Source organism: Citrobacter sp. Marseille-Q3906 (genome assembly GCF_916618775.1).
GTDB lineage: Bacteria > Pseudomonadota > Gammaproteobacteria > Enterobacterales > Enterobacteriaceae > Citrobacter > Citrobacter murliniae.
The window spans coordinates 2029869-2044857 of record NZ_CAKAKA010000002.1 but is presented as its reverse complement, the minus strand read 5'-3'; the positions used below and the strand labels follow the sequence as shown (position 1 = coordinate 2044857).

Genomic DNA, 14989 nt, shown 5'->3' with positions numbered 1-14989 from the left:
TTTTTCAGGCGAAATTACTATCCCGTAAAGTTGAGTATAATTTGCCAGGAAACATCTTAAAGTAAAGTAAATGTTGCGATATGTGAGTGAGGCTAAAACAAATAAACCGCGACAGATATATCCTGGTGGATGTTGTTGGTTTATAAATTTAGGACAATCCTTAGTAAAACAGGATAAAAGTTATGGACTATTATTTACAGGCATTTCGCTGACGATATCGGCCAACAAATTAAAAATTTCACTGAATAATCGCTCACAAAACGGTGCAATTAATGGCATCAGGGCGGCCATTAATGAAATACCCACGGTCAGGGTCAGCGGAAAGCCAATCACAAATACCGACAACTGTGGCGCCATACGATTTAGTAATCCGAGTGCGAGGTTGAGGGTAAGCAACAAGGTCATTACCGGCAGGGCAAGCATCAGTCCGTTGAGGAAGATTAAGCTGCCTGCGCGGGCGAGGGCGAGAAACGCATTACTGTTAACCGGATTGCCCCCTATGGGCAGGGTATGAAAGGTATCTACCAGCAGTGAGATCAGCCATAAGTGACCGTTAAAGGTCAAAAACAGCAACATTGCGAGCATATCCATCAGTCTTGCCAGCACAGGCATATTCAGACGACTTCCTGGGTCGAAGAAGGTGGCGAAGGAAAGGCCCATTTGCAGGCCGATTAATTCACCGGCTGTACGAACCGCGGCAAATGCAAACTGCATAGTGAATCCTAACGCGATACCGATCAGGATTTGCTGCATCGCCAGCCATAACGCCCCGGCGGAAAAAATGGGGACGTCAATCGAGGGAAGTGACGGGGCGATAACAATGGTTATCATCAGTCCCAACCCCAGTTTCACCCGTTTGGGTATCGCACGCTCACTGAGAATTGGTGCTGTAGAAATGAGCGCCAGCACGCGCAGCAGTGGCCAGAAGTAAAGATTCAGCCAGTGGAGCCACTCAACGCTGGTCACCTGCAGCATAGTGTTGTCTACCCGATGATATAGGGGATATTGCCGAACAACGTACGTACGTAGTCGAGCAACAGGTTAAGCATCCACGGGCCGGCAACGATGATGGCAATAAAGACGGCGACGATTTTGGGAATGAAGGACAGCGTCATTTCGTTAATCTGGGTTGCTGCTTGCAGAATACTGATGATAAGCCCCGTGACGAGAGCCACCAGCAGCAAAGGTGCGGCGAGGGCAAGGGCAACTTTCATTGCCTCTGTGCCCATCATCATGACCGATTCAGGAGTCATTTCGCGCCTCTAACTGTAAAAGCTTTGTGCAAGCGAGCCGACAAGCAACTGCCAGCCATCAACCAGCACAAACAACATCAGCTTAAATGGCAGCGCAATGGTGGCAGGTGGCACCATCATCATCCCGAGCGCCATCAGTACGCTGGCGATAACCAGATCGATGATCAGGAAGGGAATGAAAATAGTAAAACCTATCTGAAATGCTGTTTTCAGTTCACTGGTGACGTAAGCGGGAAGCAAAATACGCATGGAAACCGCTTCCGGTCCCTGTAACGGTCCGCTGTTTGCCAGGCGCGCAAATAACGCCAGGTCAGCTTCACGGGTCTGGCGTAGCATAAATTCACGCAACGGCTGAGCACCTTTCTCCATTGCTTCCTGCATGGAGATCTTCTCTTCGCTGAACGGTTGATACGCATCAACGTAGATTTTGTCGATCACCGGAGACATGATGAAAAAAGTCAGAAACAGCGCCAGTCCGAGCAGAACCTGGTTGGGTGGGGCGGACGGTGTTCCCAGCGCGTTACGCAACAGACCGAATACGATGATGATGCGGGTGAAGCTGGTCATCATCAGTAAAATAGCGGGCAGGAACGTCAGGGAGGTGATAAACACCAGCGTTTGTACAGGCAAAGACCAGCTCTGACCTCCGCCGGGCAACGGTTGGCTGACAAGGCCAGGAAGCTGGGCGAAGGCGGCAGGACTGATCAGCCACAAGCCTACCAGCGTGAGGGAAAACAAACGGCGCATCAGGATCTCCCGGGACGCTTGAGCAAACTCTTCATCATGGCCTGGAAATCCGCAGGGGAGGCCGGTTTTTCTTCTGCAATAATGGGCGCAGGGGGGAGGGTGTGCAGTACGTTTATCTGTGATGCAGTGACGCCCAGCACCAGGCGCGCATCCTCGACCTCAACAATGACCACGCGCTCGCGCGGACCTAATGAAGTGCTGGCCGAGACTTTTAGCCCTCGCGTACCTGTCCCTTTCGGTGCAAATCCCAGACGTTTAATGACCCAGGCTGCCGCCAGGATCAACACGATGATCGCGAGCAGCGCGCCACTTACCTGTACCAACGGAGATCCGGATACAGCGGCTGGCTGAGAAACAGTGGCCTGGGTATTCATCATTAACGACTCAGACGGCGCATACGTTCAGACGGCGTAATAATATCGGTGATACGTACACCGTATTTATCCGCGACAACGACGACTTCGCCCTGGGCAATTAGATAACCGTTGATCAGAATATCCAGCGGTTCCCCCGCCAGGCCGTCCAGTGCAACGACGGAACCCTGCGTCAGACGCAGCAGCTCTTTAATGGTCATGCGCGTGCGCCCCAGTTCGACGGTCAGTTTGACCGGAATATCCATGATCAGATCGATATCCTGCAGAGCACCGCTGACGTCGCCACCGCCTAGCTGCTGAAATACTGCATCGGCCGCACTTTTAGTTGTGGTTGTTTTTTGCTCGTTTAACGCGTCAGCCCACAGATCGTCCAATGCGCCAGTGTTCTCATCGGACGGATTATTCATATCACTCATTTGGGCTGTTCCTCATTCAGCGAATTCAAAATCGGGTTTATCAAATGTTCTACGCGTAACGCATACTGACCGTTTACGGTGCCATATTGGCTGGTCAGCACAGGCACGCCGTCCACATGAGCAATAATGCGGTCGGGTTTTTCAATCGGCAGTACATCGCCGGGTTTCAGCTTTAAAATCTGGGATAGCCGCAGCGGAATGTCGGCAAAGTTTGCCACCAGCTCCAGCTCAGAATGCTGAACCTGACGCACCAGATTATTGCGCCAGTTCTGATCTTCATTACGCGAGTTTTCCAGCGGCGGGTTAACCAGTAGTTCGCGTAAAGGTTCAATCATGCTGAATGGCAGACAGATGTTAAATTCACCGGTCAGGTTGCCAATCTCAACATGGAAGGGCGTATTCACGACGATGTCATTGGGTGATGTGGTGATATTGGTAAACTTCACCTGCATCTCGGAACGAACGTACTCCACTTCCAACGGGTTGATCGCTTTCCATGCGTCGCTGTAGCTTTCCAGCGCCAGCTTCAGCATGCGATTGATCACACGCTGTTCAGTATGGGTAAACTCGCGCCCTTCCACTTTTGTCGGGAAACGGCCATCACCGCCGAACAGGTTATCGACGGCGATAAACACCAGACTTGGCGAGAACACCACCAGACCCGTACCGCGTAGTGGTTTCAGGTGGATTAAGTTCAGGTTGGTCGGAACCGGTAAGTTACGCGCAAACTCGTGATATGGCTGGATACGGATCGCACCCACGGTAATATCCGGGCTACGGCGTAGCAGGTTAAATAACCCCATCCGGAACTGGCGCGCAAAACGTTCGTTAATAATCTCCAGCGCTTGCAAACGCTCACGTACTACGCGGCGTTGCGTATTGGGATCATACGGACGAATATTGCTTTCGTTTGCAATACCGGAAATGGGTTCGTCTTTAGTTTCGCTATCGCCGTTAAGCAATGCGTCAATTTCAGCCTGAGAAAGAATACTGTCGCCCATGTCTTTACCGCAGAATAAAAGCTGTATAAAGAACGTCGGTGACAACCTGTTTTGGTTGCCCGACAACGAGCGGAGTCGCGAGTGTCTCTTTGATGGCGGCAATCAGTTGTTGCTTGCCTTCCTCAGTGGAGAGCGTGGCGGCATTCTGACGAGAAAACAGCAGCAGTAAACGGCTGCGTACTTCCGGTAGATATTCGTTAAGACGTGCGCGCGTAGCTTCGTCTTTCATGCGTAGCGTAACGCCGATATACAACACGCGATCCGCATCGCCCAGATTGACGGTAAACGTATCCAGTGCAAAAAAGACCGGGGCCGGCGGTGGGGCTGGTTCCGCTTTGACGCTGGCGGACGGCTGCTGCTGCATGCGCCAGTAGCTATATCCCGCAGTTGCGCAGGCGGCGAGGGTAATTAACACCAGCAGAGGGATCCAAATAGCGCGTTTACTCTTTTTGTTAATTGCGGAGTCAGTCATCAGATACGGGCTTCCTGTTTCGGTACAGCTTATGGGCTGATTATCCCGTGTCCTGTCCACGACAAAGCGTGGAAAAGACGCGGATAATCATGCTACCTCTGGCGTTAGGCGAAGATGTCTACTGCGCCATCACCGCGCGCAATGGCTTGCAACGAGGCCGGTGCTGCCATCATTGCTTCATCTTCGGAGGCAAAAAGATCTTGCCCGTGGGCGCGACCAGTCTGTTGCTGCTGGGCAGATGACTGCTGTTGACCGGCAAAACTTTCGCTGCTGATGCTACTTTGCCCCAACTGGATCCCGCTTTCAGCCAACTGAGTGCGCAGCATCGGTAATGCCGCTTCCAGTGCCGCTCGAACATGGCTATGCGGCGACATCATTTGCAACTGCGCCATGTTGTCATCGAGCTTGAGAGAAATTTGTACCTGACCCAAATCCTGCGGATGCAGACGCAGTTCGGCGCTTTGCTGGCCCTGACGAGTGAACAACGTAACGTGCTGGCTCAGCGATTGCTGCCATTCGTGGCTACCCAATGGCGCGCTCAATACCGGTGCGGCTGTAGGCAGTGGCTGCGCGTGTGTTTGGCTGCCAACCGGCGTTGCTATTGCTACACTCGCGGTCGTTGGCGAGGGGGCGCTCTCGATCTCAGTTCTGGCAGCAGCGGCAGCCGCCAACGGTGTTAATGTCGGATTACTGGCCTGATCAACGCCACTGGTGTGTACTGCGGTATCCGTTTTACCTTTTTTCATGTCACCTGCTGCGAGCGCCGCGGTATTATCCACATTAGCACCGTGCGCATTGCCGCGTAACAGGGTGGTCAGGGCGGTATCGGCCGGTGCAGTCGGTGTGTCAGCGGCTGGCGTAACGGCTGGTTGACCTGGCAGCATGGCGAACAGCGCACTCAGCTTGGCGAGATCTTCATCGCTCAGCGTTGTCGTTTTTTCGTCCTGTTGGGCGGCCTTGCTCAACGTTGACAGGGCATTGACTTTCAGCGACGGGGTAAGTGCTGACAGCAGTTGCTGTGCGTCAGTCAAATCGCCCAGCGTGGCATCTGTCTGCACCTCTTTTTGTGCCAGGAGGTCGGCTAGCTTTGCTGTTTGCGTGGTGTCGCCATTTATTTGCAGCAATCCCTTTTGCAGTTTGCTTCCTGCCGCCTGTAAATCCGCAAGGGACAGTGGTGCATCTTTACTCTGCGCGTCGCCCGCGCCAAGTGCGCCAGCCAGCAGAGCTAAAAAATCCTCGGGTGAATCTACCGCTTTTCCTGACTGAAGACCTGCGGCTACGTCGGTGTCGGTGGTGATCAGTTGGGGCAAAGTAATCATTCGGGTTTCCTCATAGCTGCACGCTGAGCAAATTCATCCATTTTCTTCTGATCCAGTCGGTTTTCAGCCAGTAAGGCCGCCGTGGTCTGTCTGTCCTGCAGAGTCTGCCATGCCTGAAGCCGTTGCTTTTTATCGCGCCAGCTGTTGAGCGCCTGGTCAACTTTCTGCGTCCACTGATTAAGCTGTTGGCGATGCTGTTCAATCGCTTTTTCCAGCGTTTGAATAAATTGCTGGTAGTTAATCCAGCGGTTACTGGTAATACCCTGACCCATATCGCTATTAAGATTGGTACGGTACTCATGCTGATAATCGATCAGCATCTTCAACTGTTCTTCCGCCTGCTGACATCCACGACGCATTTCTCCCAAAAGAATCGCGGCGTCATCTACCTCTTTTTCAGCCAGGTCTTTCAGCGTTGCCAGCGCACCATGTTGTGCCATGACCTATGTTCTCCTGCTTTATCACACCCCAGGGAAAATCAGATCCAAAGCCTGCAGGGAGTCTTCCCAGTCGGCTCGTTCAAAGATGCCTTGCTGTAAAAATGCTTCCAGTTGCGGCCACAAGGCGATGGCTTTATCCAGCATCGGATCGCTGCCTTTGGCATACGCGCCCACGCTGACTAAATCGCGGTTACGCTGGAAACTGGACAGTAGCTGTTTAAAGTTACGCACCCGCGCATAGTGTTTTTCACTGATGAGCGCGGTCATTGCGCGGCTGATTGACGCCTCGATATCTATTGCCGGATAGTGGCCAGCTTCAGCCAGATGACGAGACAGGACAATGTGTCCGTCAAGGATCGCACGGGCGGAGTCGGCTATCGGATCCTGCTGGTCATCGCCCTCGGTCAGTACGGTATAAAATGCGGTAACTGAACCGCCGCCGTGAATACCGTTCCCGGCACGTTCCACCAGCGCAGGCAATTTCGCAAACACCGATGGCGGATAGCCTTTGGTCGCGGGCGGTTCGCCGATAGCCAGAGCAATCTCACGCTGCGCCATCGCGTAGCGGGTGAGGGAATCCATAATCAGCAGCACGTGCTGACCGCGATCGCGAAAATCTTCGGCAATGCGTGTGGCATAAGCGGCACCCTGCATACGCAACAGCGGGGACACATCCGCCGGAGCGGCAATCACCACGGAGCGTGCGCGACCATCAGCCCCGAGAATATTTTCGATAAAGTCTTTAACTTCGCGACCACGTTCGCCTATCAGGCCAACGACGATAACATCGGCCTGGGTGTAACGTGCCATCATGCCGAGCAGGACACTTTTACCGACGCCGGAACCGGCGAAAAGCCCCATACGCTGACCTCGTCCAACGGTTAACAGCGCATTGATGGGGCGCACTCCGGTATCCAGCACGTGTTCAATTGCGGTACGTTGCAGCGGGTTAAATGGTGGCGTGATTAACGCACCGGTTTCCGTAGTATCGGGAGCGGGCAGGCCATCGAGCGGTTTACCGCTGCCGTCGAGAACACGCCCCAACAGGGCCGGGCCAAGCGGCAATTGTTTTCCGCTTTGCAGTCCTTCACCTGCAATGTTTTTCGCGTAAACGCGTGCACCGGGCAGAACGCCTTCAACTTCTTCGAGCGGCATCAGAAACAGCCGTTGGCCGTTAAAGCCCACTACCTCGCTTTCAACTTCCTGAGTTTCAGTACCTTCCTGACGCTCAATGACGCAGGTTGCGCCCAGCGGCAGTTGTAAGCCTGTAGCCTCCAGTACCAGCCCCGTTGCACGGGTCAGGCGTCCGTAGCGACGCACAGACGGTAGCAGCGACATTTTCTCTTCGAAGTTATCCAGCGTATTGAGCCAGCGAGTCAGGCGCGTTGTCATTACACGACTCCTGGTGCTGCCAGGCGGCAAAGTTCTTGCCAGCGTGTAGCAACGCTGGCGTCAAGATCGCCTTCGTCGGCCGACACTTTGCACCCGCCATGGTGCAAAGTAGGGTCGCCGCGTAGCCGCCAACCGTGCAGGCTAAGGGTCGCGCCCAGCATCTCTTCTACACGCTGGAGATCGTCCGGGTGTACGCGTAACTGCGGCTTACCGCTGAACAGCGGCTCTTGTTGTAACAACTGCTGGATTTGTTTAATCAGCGCGGCGTTATCGACAATCGGTGTCTGACCAATAACCTGACGTGCTGCCTCCAGCGCCATCTGCATCAGGCGTGAGGCGATCACGCTGTCCAGCGCATCCAGCGTATTTTGAAACTCGCTCACCAGTTGCTGCATGCGGGCATGAATCGGCGCATGCTGAGCGCGGGCCTGGTTCTGACCTTGTTCCAGACCCTGTGCTAAACCATCCTGATAACCCTGCTCATGTCCTTTCTGTCGACCTTCAGCCAGACCGGCGTTATACCCCTGCTCATGGGCCTGGAGCTGCATCTGCGCCAGCTGTTGTTCAAGCTGCTGCTCAGCAGATAGCTGTGGCTCTTCTGCCTCTTCGGACAGCGGATCATCGCTGTGTTCGGCCAGTACAAACTCCGCCATTGGCGGTGCGAGATCGTCCGGTGTCCAGACTTTCCATGGCAGTTCGTTAGACATAGGTATCCTCGCCGCTGCCGATCACCATTTCGCCGGTTTCTGCCAGGCGACGCACAATAAGCAGAATGGCTTTCTGTTCGTTTTCCACCTGAGACAAACGTACCGGACCGCGGTTGGCGAGGTCGTCGCGCAGGATATCGGCGGCACGCTGCGACATATTGCGCAGGAACTTCTCGCGCAGCGGCTGTTCGGCACCTTTCAGGGCGATCAACAGCGATTCGGAATCCACTTCCTGCAGCAGACGCTGGATGCTGCGATCGTCGACATCCACCAGGTTTTCGAACAGGAACATCTCGTCGATAATTTTCTGCGCCAGCTCGCCGTCGAATTCGCGTACGGCGGTAATAACTGCTTCTTCCTGCTGTGTTTTCATCAGGTTGATAATTTCTGCTGCTGTTCTCACGCCGCCCATTTTGCTGCGTTTGAGGTTCTGACCGTCGAGCAGGCCGTTCAGTACTTCGGTCAGCTCAGCCAGTGCGGCAGGTTGCACGCCGCCGAAGGTGGCAATACGCAGCATCACATCGTGGCGTAAACGCTCGTCAAACAGCGCCAGAATATCGGCAGCCTGACCACGTTTGAGGTGTACCAGAATAGTGGCAATGATCTGCGGGTGTTCGTCGCGGATAAGGTCGGCGGCGCTTTGTGGCTCCATAAAGTTGAGCGTTTCAATGCCGCTGGTGGTATCGCGAGTTTCCAGAATATCTTCCAGCAGGCTGGAGGCACGTTCTTCGCCCAGCGCTTTCACCAGGACAGAACGCAGGTATTCGTTAGCGTTGATGTTCAGCGCCGCGAACTGTTCTGCTTCTTGCTCAAACTCGGCCAGTACATCCGTCAATTGCTTATTGGAGATCTGCCGGACATTGGCCATCGCCGTACTGAGTGCCTGAACTTCGCGCGTGGAAAGGTGCTTAAACACCTCAGCCGCGCGATCTTCGCCAATGGTCATCAGTAAAATGACGCTTTTATCGGTGCCGCTAAGATTACTCATGTTCGTTATTTATCCACTGGCGGATGACCAGCGCCACGACGCGCGGATCGTTATCTGACATTTCGCGAATACGCTGGCTCATGACTTCTGCACCCAGACGCTGGTTCGTACGACGTTGCTGGGTCTGCTCATCTTTGCTGAGACGAACTTCTACCGCTTCTTCGGTTTCCTGACGGACTCGCGTCTGCTCGTTCGCGGCTTTCGCCTCTTCGCTGCGACGCAGGAGTTGCGGACGTACTGCTTTACGCCACAGGATCCAGGCAACCAGCAGAACCAGTAACCAACGTCCGGCAACCATCAGCTGTTCAATAAAGGACTGCTGCTGCCAGAACGGTAATTCTCCGCCTGTTTCGTCTGTCGCCGTGAAGGGTGAATTCACCACGTTGAGGGTATCGCCGCGTTTATCGGAGAAGCCCATAGCTTCGCGGGTCAGGTCCTCAATTTGTTTCATCTGATCAGCGGTTAACGGCAGGGGCTTGCCATCCGGCAACGTTTTATAGTTGACCACGACCGCTACGGAGAGGCGTTGCACATCGCCCACATTCATCTTGGTGTGACGAATGGTACGGTCGACTTCGTAGTTGCTGGTCTCATTGCGCTGGGTATTACGCGGGCTAGTGTTGGCGTTATTGGCCGTCTGCGTCGTTTGTGCATTCTGTGCATTTTGCTGATTAGCCGGTGGCGTAGCGATTGGTGCGGTATTAGCCGGGGCTGGCTGATTAGACAACGCTCCTGGAACTCCGCCAGGATACCCACTACCTATCTGCTCGCTGACGTTCAACTGACGTGAACGCAGTACCGCCTGCGACTCATCGCCGTTCGGACTGTACTGCTCTTCGGTTTGCTCTTTGCTGGCAAAATCCAGCTGTGCGGTAACCTGCGCGTGGACGTTACCGTTACCGACGATAGGGGACAGGATCGATTCAATGCGACGCTGAACACGACTTTCAACATCGCTGGCATATTTCAACTGCGCATCGTTCAGATCGCGGCTGCTGGTATTCGACTGGGTTAACAGATGACCCGCCTGATCGACCAGCGTGACGTTGCCAGGCGGCAAACCCGCGACGGCACTGGAAACCAGGTGTGTTACCGCGCTAATTTGACCTTCATCAAGCGCCCGTCCCGGTTCAAGATTCACGGTGACAGAGGCAGAAGGTGATTTTTGCTCACGTACGAACAGCGAAGGTTTTGGCATCGCCAGGTGAACACGGGCGCGTTTGACCGGTCCCAAAGTTTCAATGGTACGGGCCAGTTCGCCTTCCAGCGCACGCTGGTAGTTCACTTGCTCGCTAAACTGGCTGATGCCAAATTTTTCCTGATCCAGCAGCTCAAAGCCCACCGCGCCACCTTTCGGCAGGCCTTGCTGCGCCAGGCGCAAACGCAGTTCATGGACTTTATCAGCAGGGACTTCAATAGCGCCGCTTCCCTCGGTGAAACGATAGGGAACGTTCATCTGCGTCAGTTGGGTGACGATTGCGCCGCCGTCCTGATCGGAAAGGTTGCTGAACAGTGTGCGGTAATCAGGCGCTTTGGCCCACAGGACCATCGCCACAATAATAGCGACGGCGGCAGCACCCGCCACAATCAGAGGAATTCTGGGATTCGCGCGCAGGCGATTTAACCACTCGAGAGGTTTAAGTTGGGTTGCAGTCGATGCTGTCGCACTCATCTCGCACCTCGTGGATTATCGTGGACGGCGTTTTTTGCAAAGTGGAACAAGACTCACTCCCGGGTCAGCAAACTCGAAAAATTGACGGTCTCATTATTTGCGGTTTCTCATTTTTCTATGCGCCAAAAACCGAGGTTTTTTATCGTTATTTAGCGCCTTTATCTTATTGACGAGCTGGTAATCTCTGCTAAGTAAAAAAACATCCAGGGGATCAGTATGTCGGCAATACAGGGGATTGAAGGGGTCATCAGCCAGCTACAGGCCACGGCGACGTCAGCGAAAATGCAGGATATGCAGCCACAGCCAACCGTGAGCTTTGCCGGTCAGCTGCATGCGGCGTTAGACCGAATCAGCGATGTGCAAACTGCCTCTCGCGTGCAGGCAGAAAAATTTACTCTGGGCGAACCCGGTATTGCGTTGAATGATGTGATGACCGATATGCAAAAAGCGTCGGTCTCAATGCAAATGGGCATTCAGGTGCGAAACAAACTGGTATCGGCGTACCAGGAAGTGATGAGCATGCAGGTGTAGTGAGCTGAAAAATCTCCCGCTGCACGACGCAACGGGAGTGTCTATCTACTTCTGAATCAGATAGCGAATCGTTGGGCCATCCTGCTGAATATCCAGCACTGTGTATCCGTGATTACGGGCATCCAGTGGGATATTGTTGATCGACTGCGGGCAATCGCTCACCACTTCCAGAATTTCACCTTTCTTCAACTGTGGCATCGCCTCCAGCGTTGCAACGGCCGGGTATGGACACGGTTCACCAACCATGTCGAGGCGGTAATCAGGGACGATATTTTTCATGCGGATTCCTTAGCCGGCGTCAGCCCGGCACGGCGGAAGAAGCGTTTTTCCCAGCCAATGATCAGCATCAGCGCGGCAAACAACAGCAGATAAGTCACCAGCAGGCCACCGAGTGGGCCAAAGGTATTAAGCAGATTCACTTTATCCCAACTGGTGGCAAGTGCAGGAGCAAAGTCATCCCAGTAGTACGCCAGAATGGTAGAGCCGATAACGTTACCCACACCGACCCACCAGTAGTGCACCTGACCCTCAACTGCTCGGTACATCCAGCCAGTTTCACAGCCGCCAGCCAGCACGATCCCAAAGCCAAACAGTAAGCCACCGATCACTGCGTTGGGACCTGCCCACATGATCTTCGGCTCGACGCCCAGTTGTACATAGCTGAAAATACCGATGGCGCTGACCGCCATCCCGAAGATGATCGCTTTTGCCATATGGGTGCGCCCGGAAATCCACAGATCGCGGAAGGCCGAGGTAAAACAGATTTGCGCCCGTTCAATCAGCAGGCCAAAACCAACACCGAACAGCATGGCAAGCCCGAGCTTGGGTTTATCCATTGCCGTCAGCAGCGCCCAACCGATCATGCCGATAAACACCAGCATACCAAGGCGAAAGCGGCGACGAGCCTGCTCTGGTTTTTGCGTTAACGGTGATGCCGCGGACACTTTCTGCATTTTGACCGGAATACGAAACATTGGTAACAGGGTAAAGCGCGCGCCGAACCATGAACCAATCGCCGTAGCCAGTGCGAAGAACCAGGCATGCAGTGAGAACTGCGGAATACCGGTGAAAAACGCAGCAAGGTTACAACCCATGGCCAGACGTGCGCCGAAACCGGCAATCATCCCACCGATAATCGCCTGCATAATACGTACCCGGCTACGAGGCATGCGTAATTTAACGTTGTTGGCCCACAGCGCGGCGGCAAAGCAGCCACCGAACATACCGAGGATCATCATCCCGTCGATGCGGGTCAGCGGAGAGCCTTCGAGGTGGATCAGTTTGTAGTATCCCCACTCTTCGGCGTGAATGCCAAACAGTTGCAGGATTTGACCACCCCAGCGGGTGAATTCACCGGTAACGGCCCAGAAGGTACCCGTAATGCCGAAATAGTAAGTGGAGAGAATACCCGCCGCGATGACCGCAGGGGCAGGGGCCCAAAATTTAATTAACCAGGCCTGTTTGAAGTGTTGCCATGACATGCGTTTTGCCTCTGAACTCAGAAGGTATTTAACAAGAGTTGTGGATAGTACACCGTTCAGAATTTTTGACTATTAGTAATAAGAAGTATTATTGCCTGGATCAATATTTATCCGCACACCCGAAAGGCTGGCGACATCAGGGGTTTAATGCCACAATCCCACTTTCTTCGCATGCAGGATGAATGATGAAAAAATTAGCAATCATTGGTGCGTTGCTGGCCCTTGCCGGATGCGCCGAGGTAGAAAATTATAACGACGTGGTGAAAACGCCAGCACCCGCCGGTCTGGAAGGGTACTGGCAGTCAAAAGGTCCGCAGCGTGCGCTGGTGAGTCCGGAAGCCATCGCCAGTCTGGTGGTTACTAAAGAGGGGGATACGCTGGATTGTCGCCAGTGGCAGCGGGTGATTGCCGTTCCGGGGAAATTGACAATGATCTCCGGCGATCTCACCAACGTGACGGCGAAGCGCGAGCTGTATGAAATTGACCGCGAAGGCAATACGCTGGAATACGACGGCATGACGCTGCAACGAGTTGATCGCCCAACGCAGGAGTGTGCTGAGGTGTTAAAGAAAACGCCACTGGCTACACCGCTGCCATAAGCTTTGTGCCCCGGTAGCCCGCGCCACCGGGGTTGTGCATTACAACACCTCTTCAATCACCCATACGCTAACGCTGCCGCCATTGCAGAAAAACGTCGCCTCGCCATTTTCGTCTGTCACCACACTTTCTTCTCGATTGCCAAGATAGTCACGCCAGATTTTATTGGCGTAATTCACGCCGAGCGCGATGGTCTTTTCACCGTCATCACCGTTGGACAGCACTACCACGCAGCCCGGATCATCGTCTGTGCCGCTCCGGCTAAAAGCAATACAGTTGGGGTGATCAAAATACAACGTTTGTATGCCATGGGCGAAGCGCTGGCGGGCCAGGATTAGCTCATCAAGCTGTTCAATGATTGGCATGTCGATAGGATAGGTTTCGCCATCGCCTCCGGTATCTTCGTAGTGCGCGCCGTATAAATCGGGATAGAAAACCGACGGTACACCATTTTCTCGCAACAGGATCAGCGCGTAGGCCAACGGTTTAAACCAGGGCTCTACGGGGGCTTCCAGCGCCTGTAACGGCTGGGTATCGTGATTGGCGACTAACGTCACCGCATGGAATGGGTCGGCCTCAACCAGCGTGTCGGTGAATATCTGGCTCATATCATAATCGCGGCCCTGACGGGACGCTTCATGAAACTTCATTTGCAAAGGGGCATCGAAAAGCATGGTTTTCCCCTCCACCTGGTTGATATAGGTTTGTAGTTTGTCCACTTCGTGAGACCAGTATTCAGCGACAATAAACAGCGGCTTTGGCGCAACCTCTTGCACGTGTTCGATCCACTCCTTATAAAACCAGGCTGGAATGTGCTTCACCGCATCGAGGCGAAAGCCGTCACAATGTGTTTGATCCATCACCCAACGTGCCCAGTATTTGAGCTCTTCGGTCACGGCATGGTTACGGAAATCGATATTCTCGCCCATCAGATAGTCAAAATTGCCTAATTCATCATCAACCTGATCGTTCCAGCCTTCACCGGTGTAATCATTAACGATTTTGAAAATGCCATCCTCGGTCGGGTTTTCGATGTGATCGATGCCGCTGAAGCATTTAAAGTCCCAGATGAATTGAGAATACTGACCCGCGCGGGCAGGGAAGGTGTAGCGTGTCCAGCCTTCACATTCGACGATCTCGTCGTCAATTTGCGTGCGGTCCTCGGCGTTAACGCGCTGGACACGGATTGCTTCTTTCTCATCCGCGCCCATTTTGTGGTTTACCACCACGTCCAGCAGGACGGCAATATCGTTGTGTTTCAGCGCATCTATTGCCGCCAGCAGTTGGTTTTTATCGCCGTATTTAGTGGCGATGGTGCCTTTTTGATCGAACTCGCCCAGATCAAACAGATCGTAAGAGTCGTAACCGACAGAATACCCGCCTGAAGCGCCTTTATAGGCGGGCGGAAGCCATACCATATTGATGCCGATATCATTGAGTCCGCCAGCGCGTGCGGCAAGTTCGGACCACAGGTGACCACCATCAGGGTAATACCAGTGGAAGTACTGCAATAACGTGGGATTTTTCATCTTCCGTGCTCCAGAAGTCGATTGGCCGACCTCTGGAGTATGGAAGATTATTCAGGCGAGACGGGAAATT

18 protein-coding genes are annotated in these 14989 nt (G+C 53.7%); 2 read left to right on the top strand and 16 right to left on the bottom strand.

Annotated elements, in window-relative coordinates; translation table 11 throughout:
• Nucleotides 1-180 precede the first annotated feature (180 nt).
• From fliR to fliF, 13 genes are all read right to left on the bottom strand, one after another.
• A complete protein-coding gene (fliR, locus tag LG384_RS14060) occupies nucleotides 181-975 on the bottom strand; it encodes a flagellar biosynthetic protein FliR (RefSeq protein WP_045444352.1) in 795 nt (264 codons plus the stop codon).
• A gap of 8 nt (nucleotides 976-983) precedes the next feature.
• Nucleotides 984-1253, bottom strand: a complete 270-nt coding sequence (gene fliQ / locus LG384_RS14055) for a flagellar biosynthesis protein FliQ (protein ID WP_045444349.1) — start codon at nucleotides 1251-1253, stop codon at nucleotides 984-986.
• Nucleotides 1254-1262: 9 nt separating this feature from the next.
• The gene (fliP, locus tag LG384_RS14050; RefSeq protein WP_045444346.1) at nucleotides 1263-2000 is read right to left on the bottom strand and encodes a flagellar type III secretion system pore protein FliP; all 738 of its coding nucleotides are present in this window, start codon (nucleotides 1998-2000) and stop codon (nucleotides 1263-1265) included.
• Nucleotides 2000-2377: a flagellar biosynthetic protein FliO gene (gene fliO / locus LG384_RS14045; RefSeq protein ID WP_225761103.1), complete on the bottom strand. Its 378-nt coding sequence runs from the start codon at nucleotides 2375-2377 to the stop codon at nucleotides 2000-2002. The genes fliP and fliO overlap by 1 nt, the downstream gene beginning before the upstream one ends.
• On the bottom strand, nucleotides 2377-2790 hold the full coding sequence (gene fliN / locus LG384_RS14040) for a flagellar motor switch protein FliN (RefSeq protein ID WP_005127761.1): 414 nt from the start codon (nucleotides 2788-2790) through the stop codon (nucleotides 2377-2379). Before fliN ends, fliO begins: the two co-directional genes overlap by 1 nt.
• A complete protein-coding gene (gene fliM, locus LG384_RS14035) occupies nucleotides 2787-3791 on the bottom strand; it encodes a flagellar motor switch protein FliM (protein WP_045444342.1) in 1005 nt (334 codons plus the stop codon). The genes fliN and fliM overlap by 4 nt, the downstream gene beginning before the upstream one ends.
• A gap of 4 nt (nucleotides 3792-3795) precedes the next feature.
• Complete coding sequence (gene fliL, locus LG384_RS14030; protein WP_045444339.1) at nucleotides 3796-4263, bottom strand: flagellar basal body-associated protein FliL; 468 nt, start codon at nucleotides 4261-4263, stop codon at nucleotides 3796-3798.
• 104 nt (nucleotides 4264-4367) lie between these two features.
• Entirely contained in the window at nucleotides 4368-5582 is a 1215-nt protein-coding gene (fliK, locus tag LG384_RS14025; protein ID WP_225761102.1) for a flagellar hook length control protein FliK, read from the bottom strand.
• Nucleotides 5579-6022 (bottom strand): flagellar export protein FliJ, encoded by a 444-nt coding sequence (gene fliJ, locus LG384_RS14020; RefSeq protein WP_045444334.1) that lies wholly within the window; start codon nucleotides 6020-6022, stop codon nucleotides 5579-5581. The genes fliK and fliJ overlap by 4 nt, the downstream gene beginning before the upstream one ends.
• Before the next feature lie 21 nt (nucleotides 6023-6043).
• Nucleotides 6044-7414 (bottom strand): flagellar protein export ATPase FliI, encoded by a 1371-nt coding sequence (fliI, locus tag LG384_RS14015; protein WP_045444331.1) that lies wholly within the window; start codon nucleotides 7412-7414, stop codon nucleotides 6044-6046.
• The gene (fliH, locus tag LG384_RS14010) at nucleotides 7414-8121 is read right to left on the bottom strand and encodes a flagellar assembly protein FliH (RefSeq protein ID WP_045444329.1); all 708 of its coding nucleotides are present in this window, start codon (nucleotides 8119-8121) and stop codon (nucleotides 7414-7416) included. The genes fliI and fliH overlap by 1 nt, the downstream gene beginning before the upstream one ends.
• Nucleotides 8114-9109 (bottom strand): flagellar motor switch protein FliG, encoded by a 996-nt coding sequence (fliG, locus tag LG384_RS14005; RefSeq protein WP_045444327.1) that lies wholly within the window; start codon nucleotides 9107-9109, stop codon nucleotides 8114-8116. The genes fliH and fliG overlap by 8 nt, the downstream gene beginning before the upstream one ends.
• Complete coding sequence (gene fliF / locus LG384_RS14000) at nucleotides 9102-10781, bottom strand: flagellar basal-body MS-ring/collar protein FliF (RefSeq protein ID WP_045444324.1); 1680 nt, start codon at nucleotides 10779-10781, stop codon at nucleotides 9102-9104. The genes fliG and fliF overlap by 8 nt, the downstream gene beginning before the upstream one ends.
• Before the next feature lie 216 nt (nucleotides 10782-10997).
• On the opposite strand from fliF, the gene fliE reads away from it, so the two are divergent.
• Nucleotides 10998-11312 carry a flagellar hook-basal body complex protein FliE gene (fliE, locus tag LG384_RS13995; protein WP_045444321.1) on the top strand — a complete coding sequence of 105 codons (315 nt, stop codon included), beginning with the start codon at nucleotides 10998-11000 and terminating at the stop codon, nucleotides 11310-11312.
• Between the two features lie 45 nt (nucleotides 11313-11357).
• Here the strand turns inward: fliE and yedF are convergent, their stop codons facing one another.
• Complete coding sequence (gene yedF, locus LG384_RS13990) at nucleotides 11358-11591, bottom strand: sulfurtransferase-like selenium metabolism protein YedF (protein ID WP_000790504.1); 234 nt, start codon at nucleotides 11589-11591, stop codon at nucleotides 11358-11360.
• The gene (gene yedE / locus LG384_RS13985) at nucleotides 11588-12793 is read right to left on the bottom strand and encodes a selenium metabolism membrane protein YedE/FdhT (protein ID WP_225761101.1); all 1206 of its coding nucleotides are present in this window, start codon (nucleotides 12791-12793) and stop codon (nucleotides 11588-11590) included. The genes yedF and yedE overlap by 4 nt, the downstream gene beginning before the upstream one ends.
• 185 nt (nucleotides 12794-12978) lie before the next feature.
• Between yedE and yedD the strand changes: the two genes are divergently transcribed.
• Nucleotides 12979-13392: a lipoprotein YedD gene (yedD, locus tag LG384_RS13980; RefSeq protein WP_045444315.1), complete on the top strand. Its 414-nt coding sequence runs from the start codon at nucleotides 12979-12981 to the stop codon at nucleotides 13390-13392.
• A 39-nt stretch (nucleotides 13393-13431) separates the two neighbouring features.
• Here yedD and amyA read toward each other — a convergent pair whose 3' ends face one another.
• A complete protein-coding gene (gene amyA / locus LG384_RS13975; protein WP_225761100.1) occupies nucleotides 13432-14919 on the bottom strand; it encodes an alpha-amylase in 1488 nt (495 codons plus the stop codon).
• Nucleotides 14920-14989 lie beyond the last annotated feature (70 nt).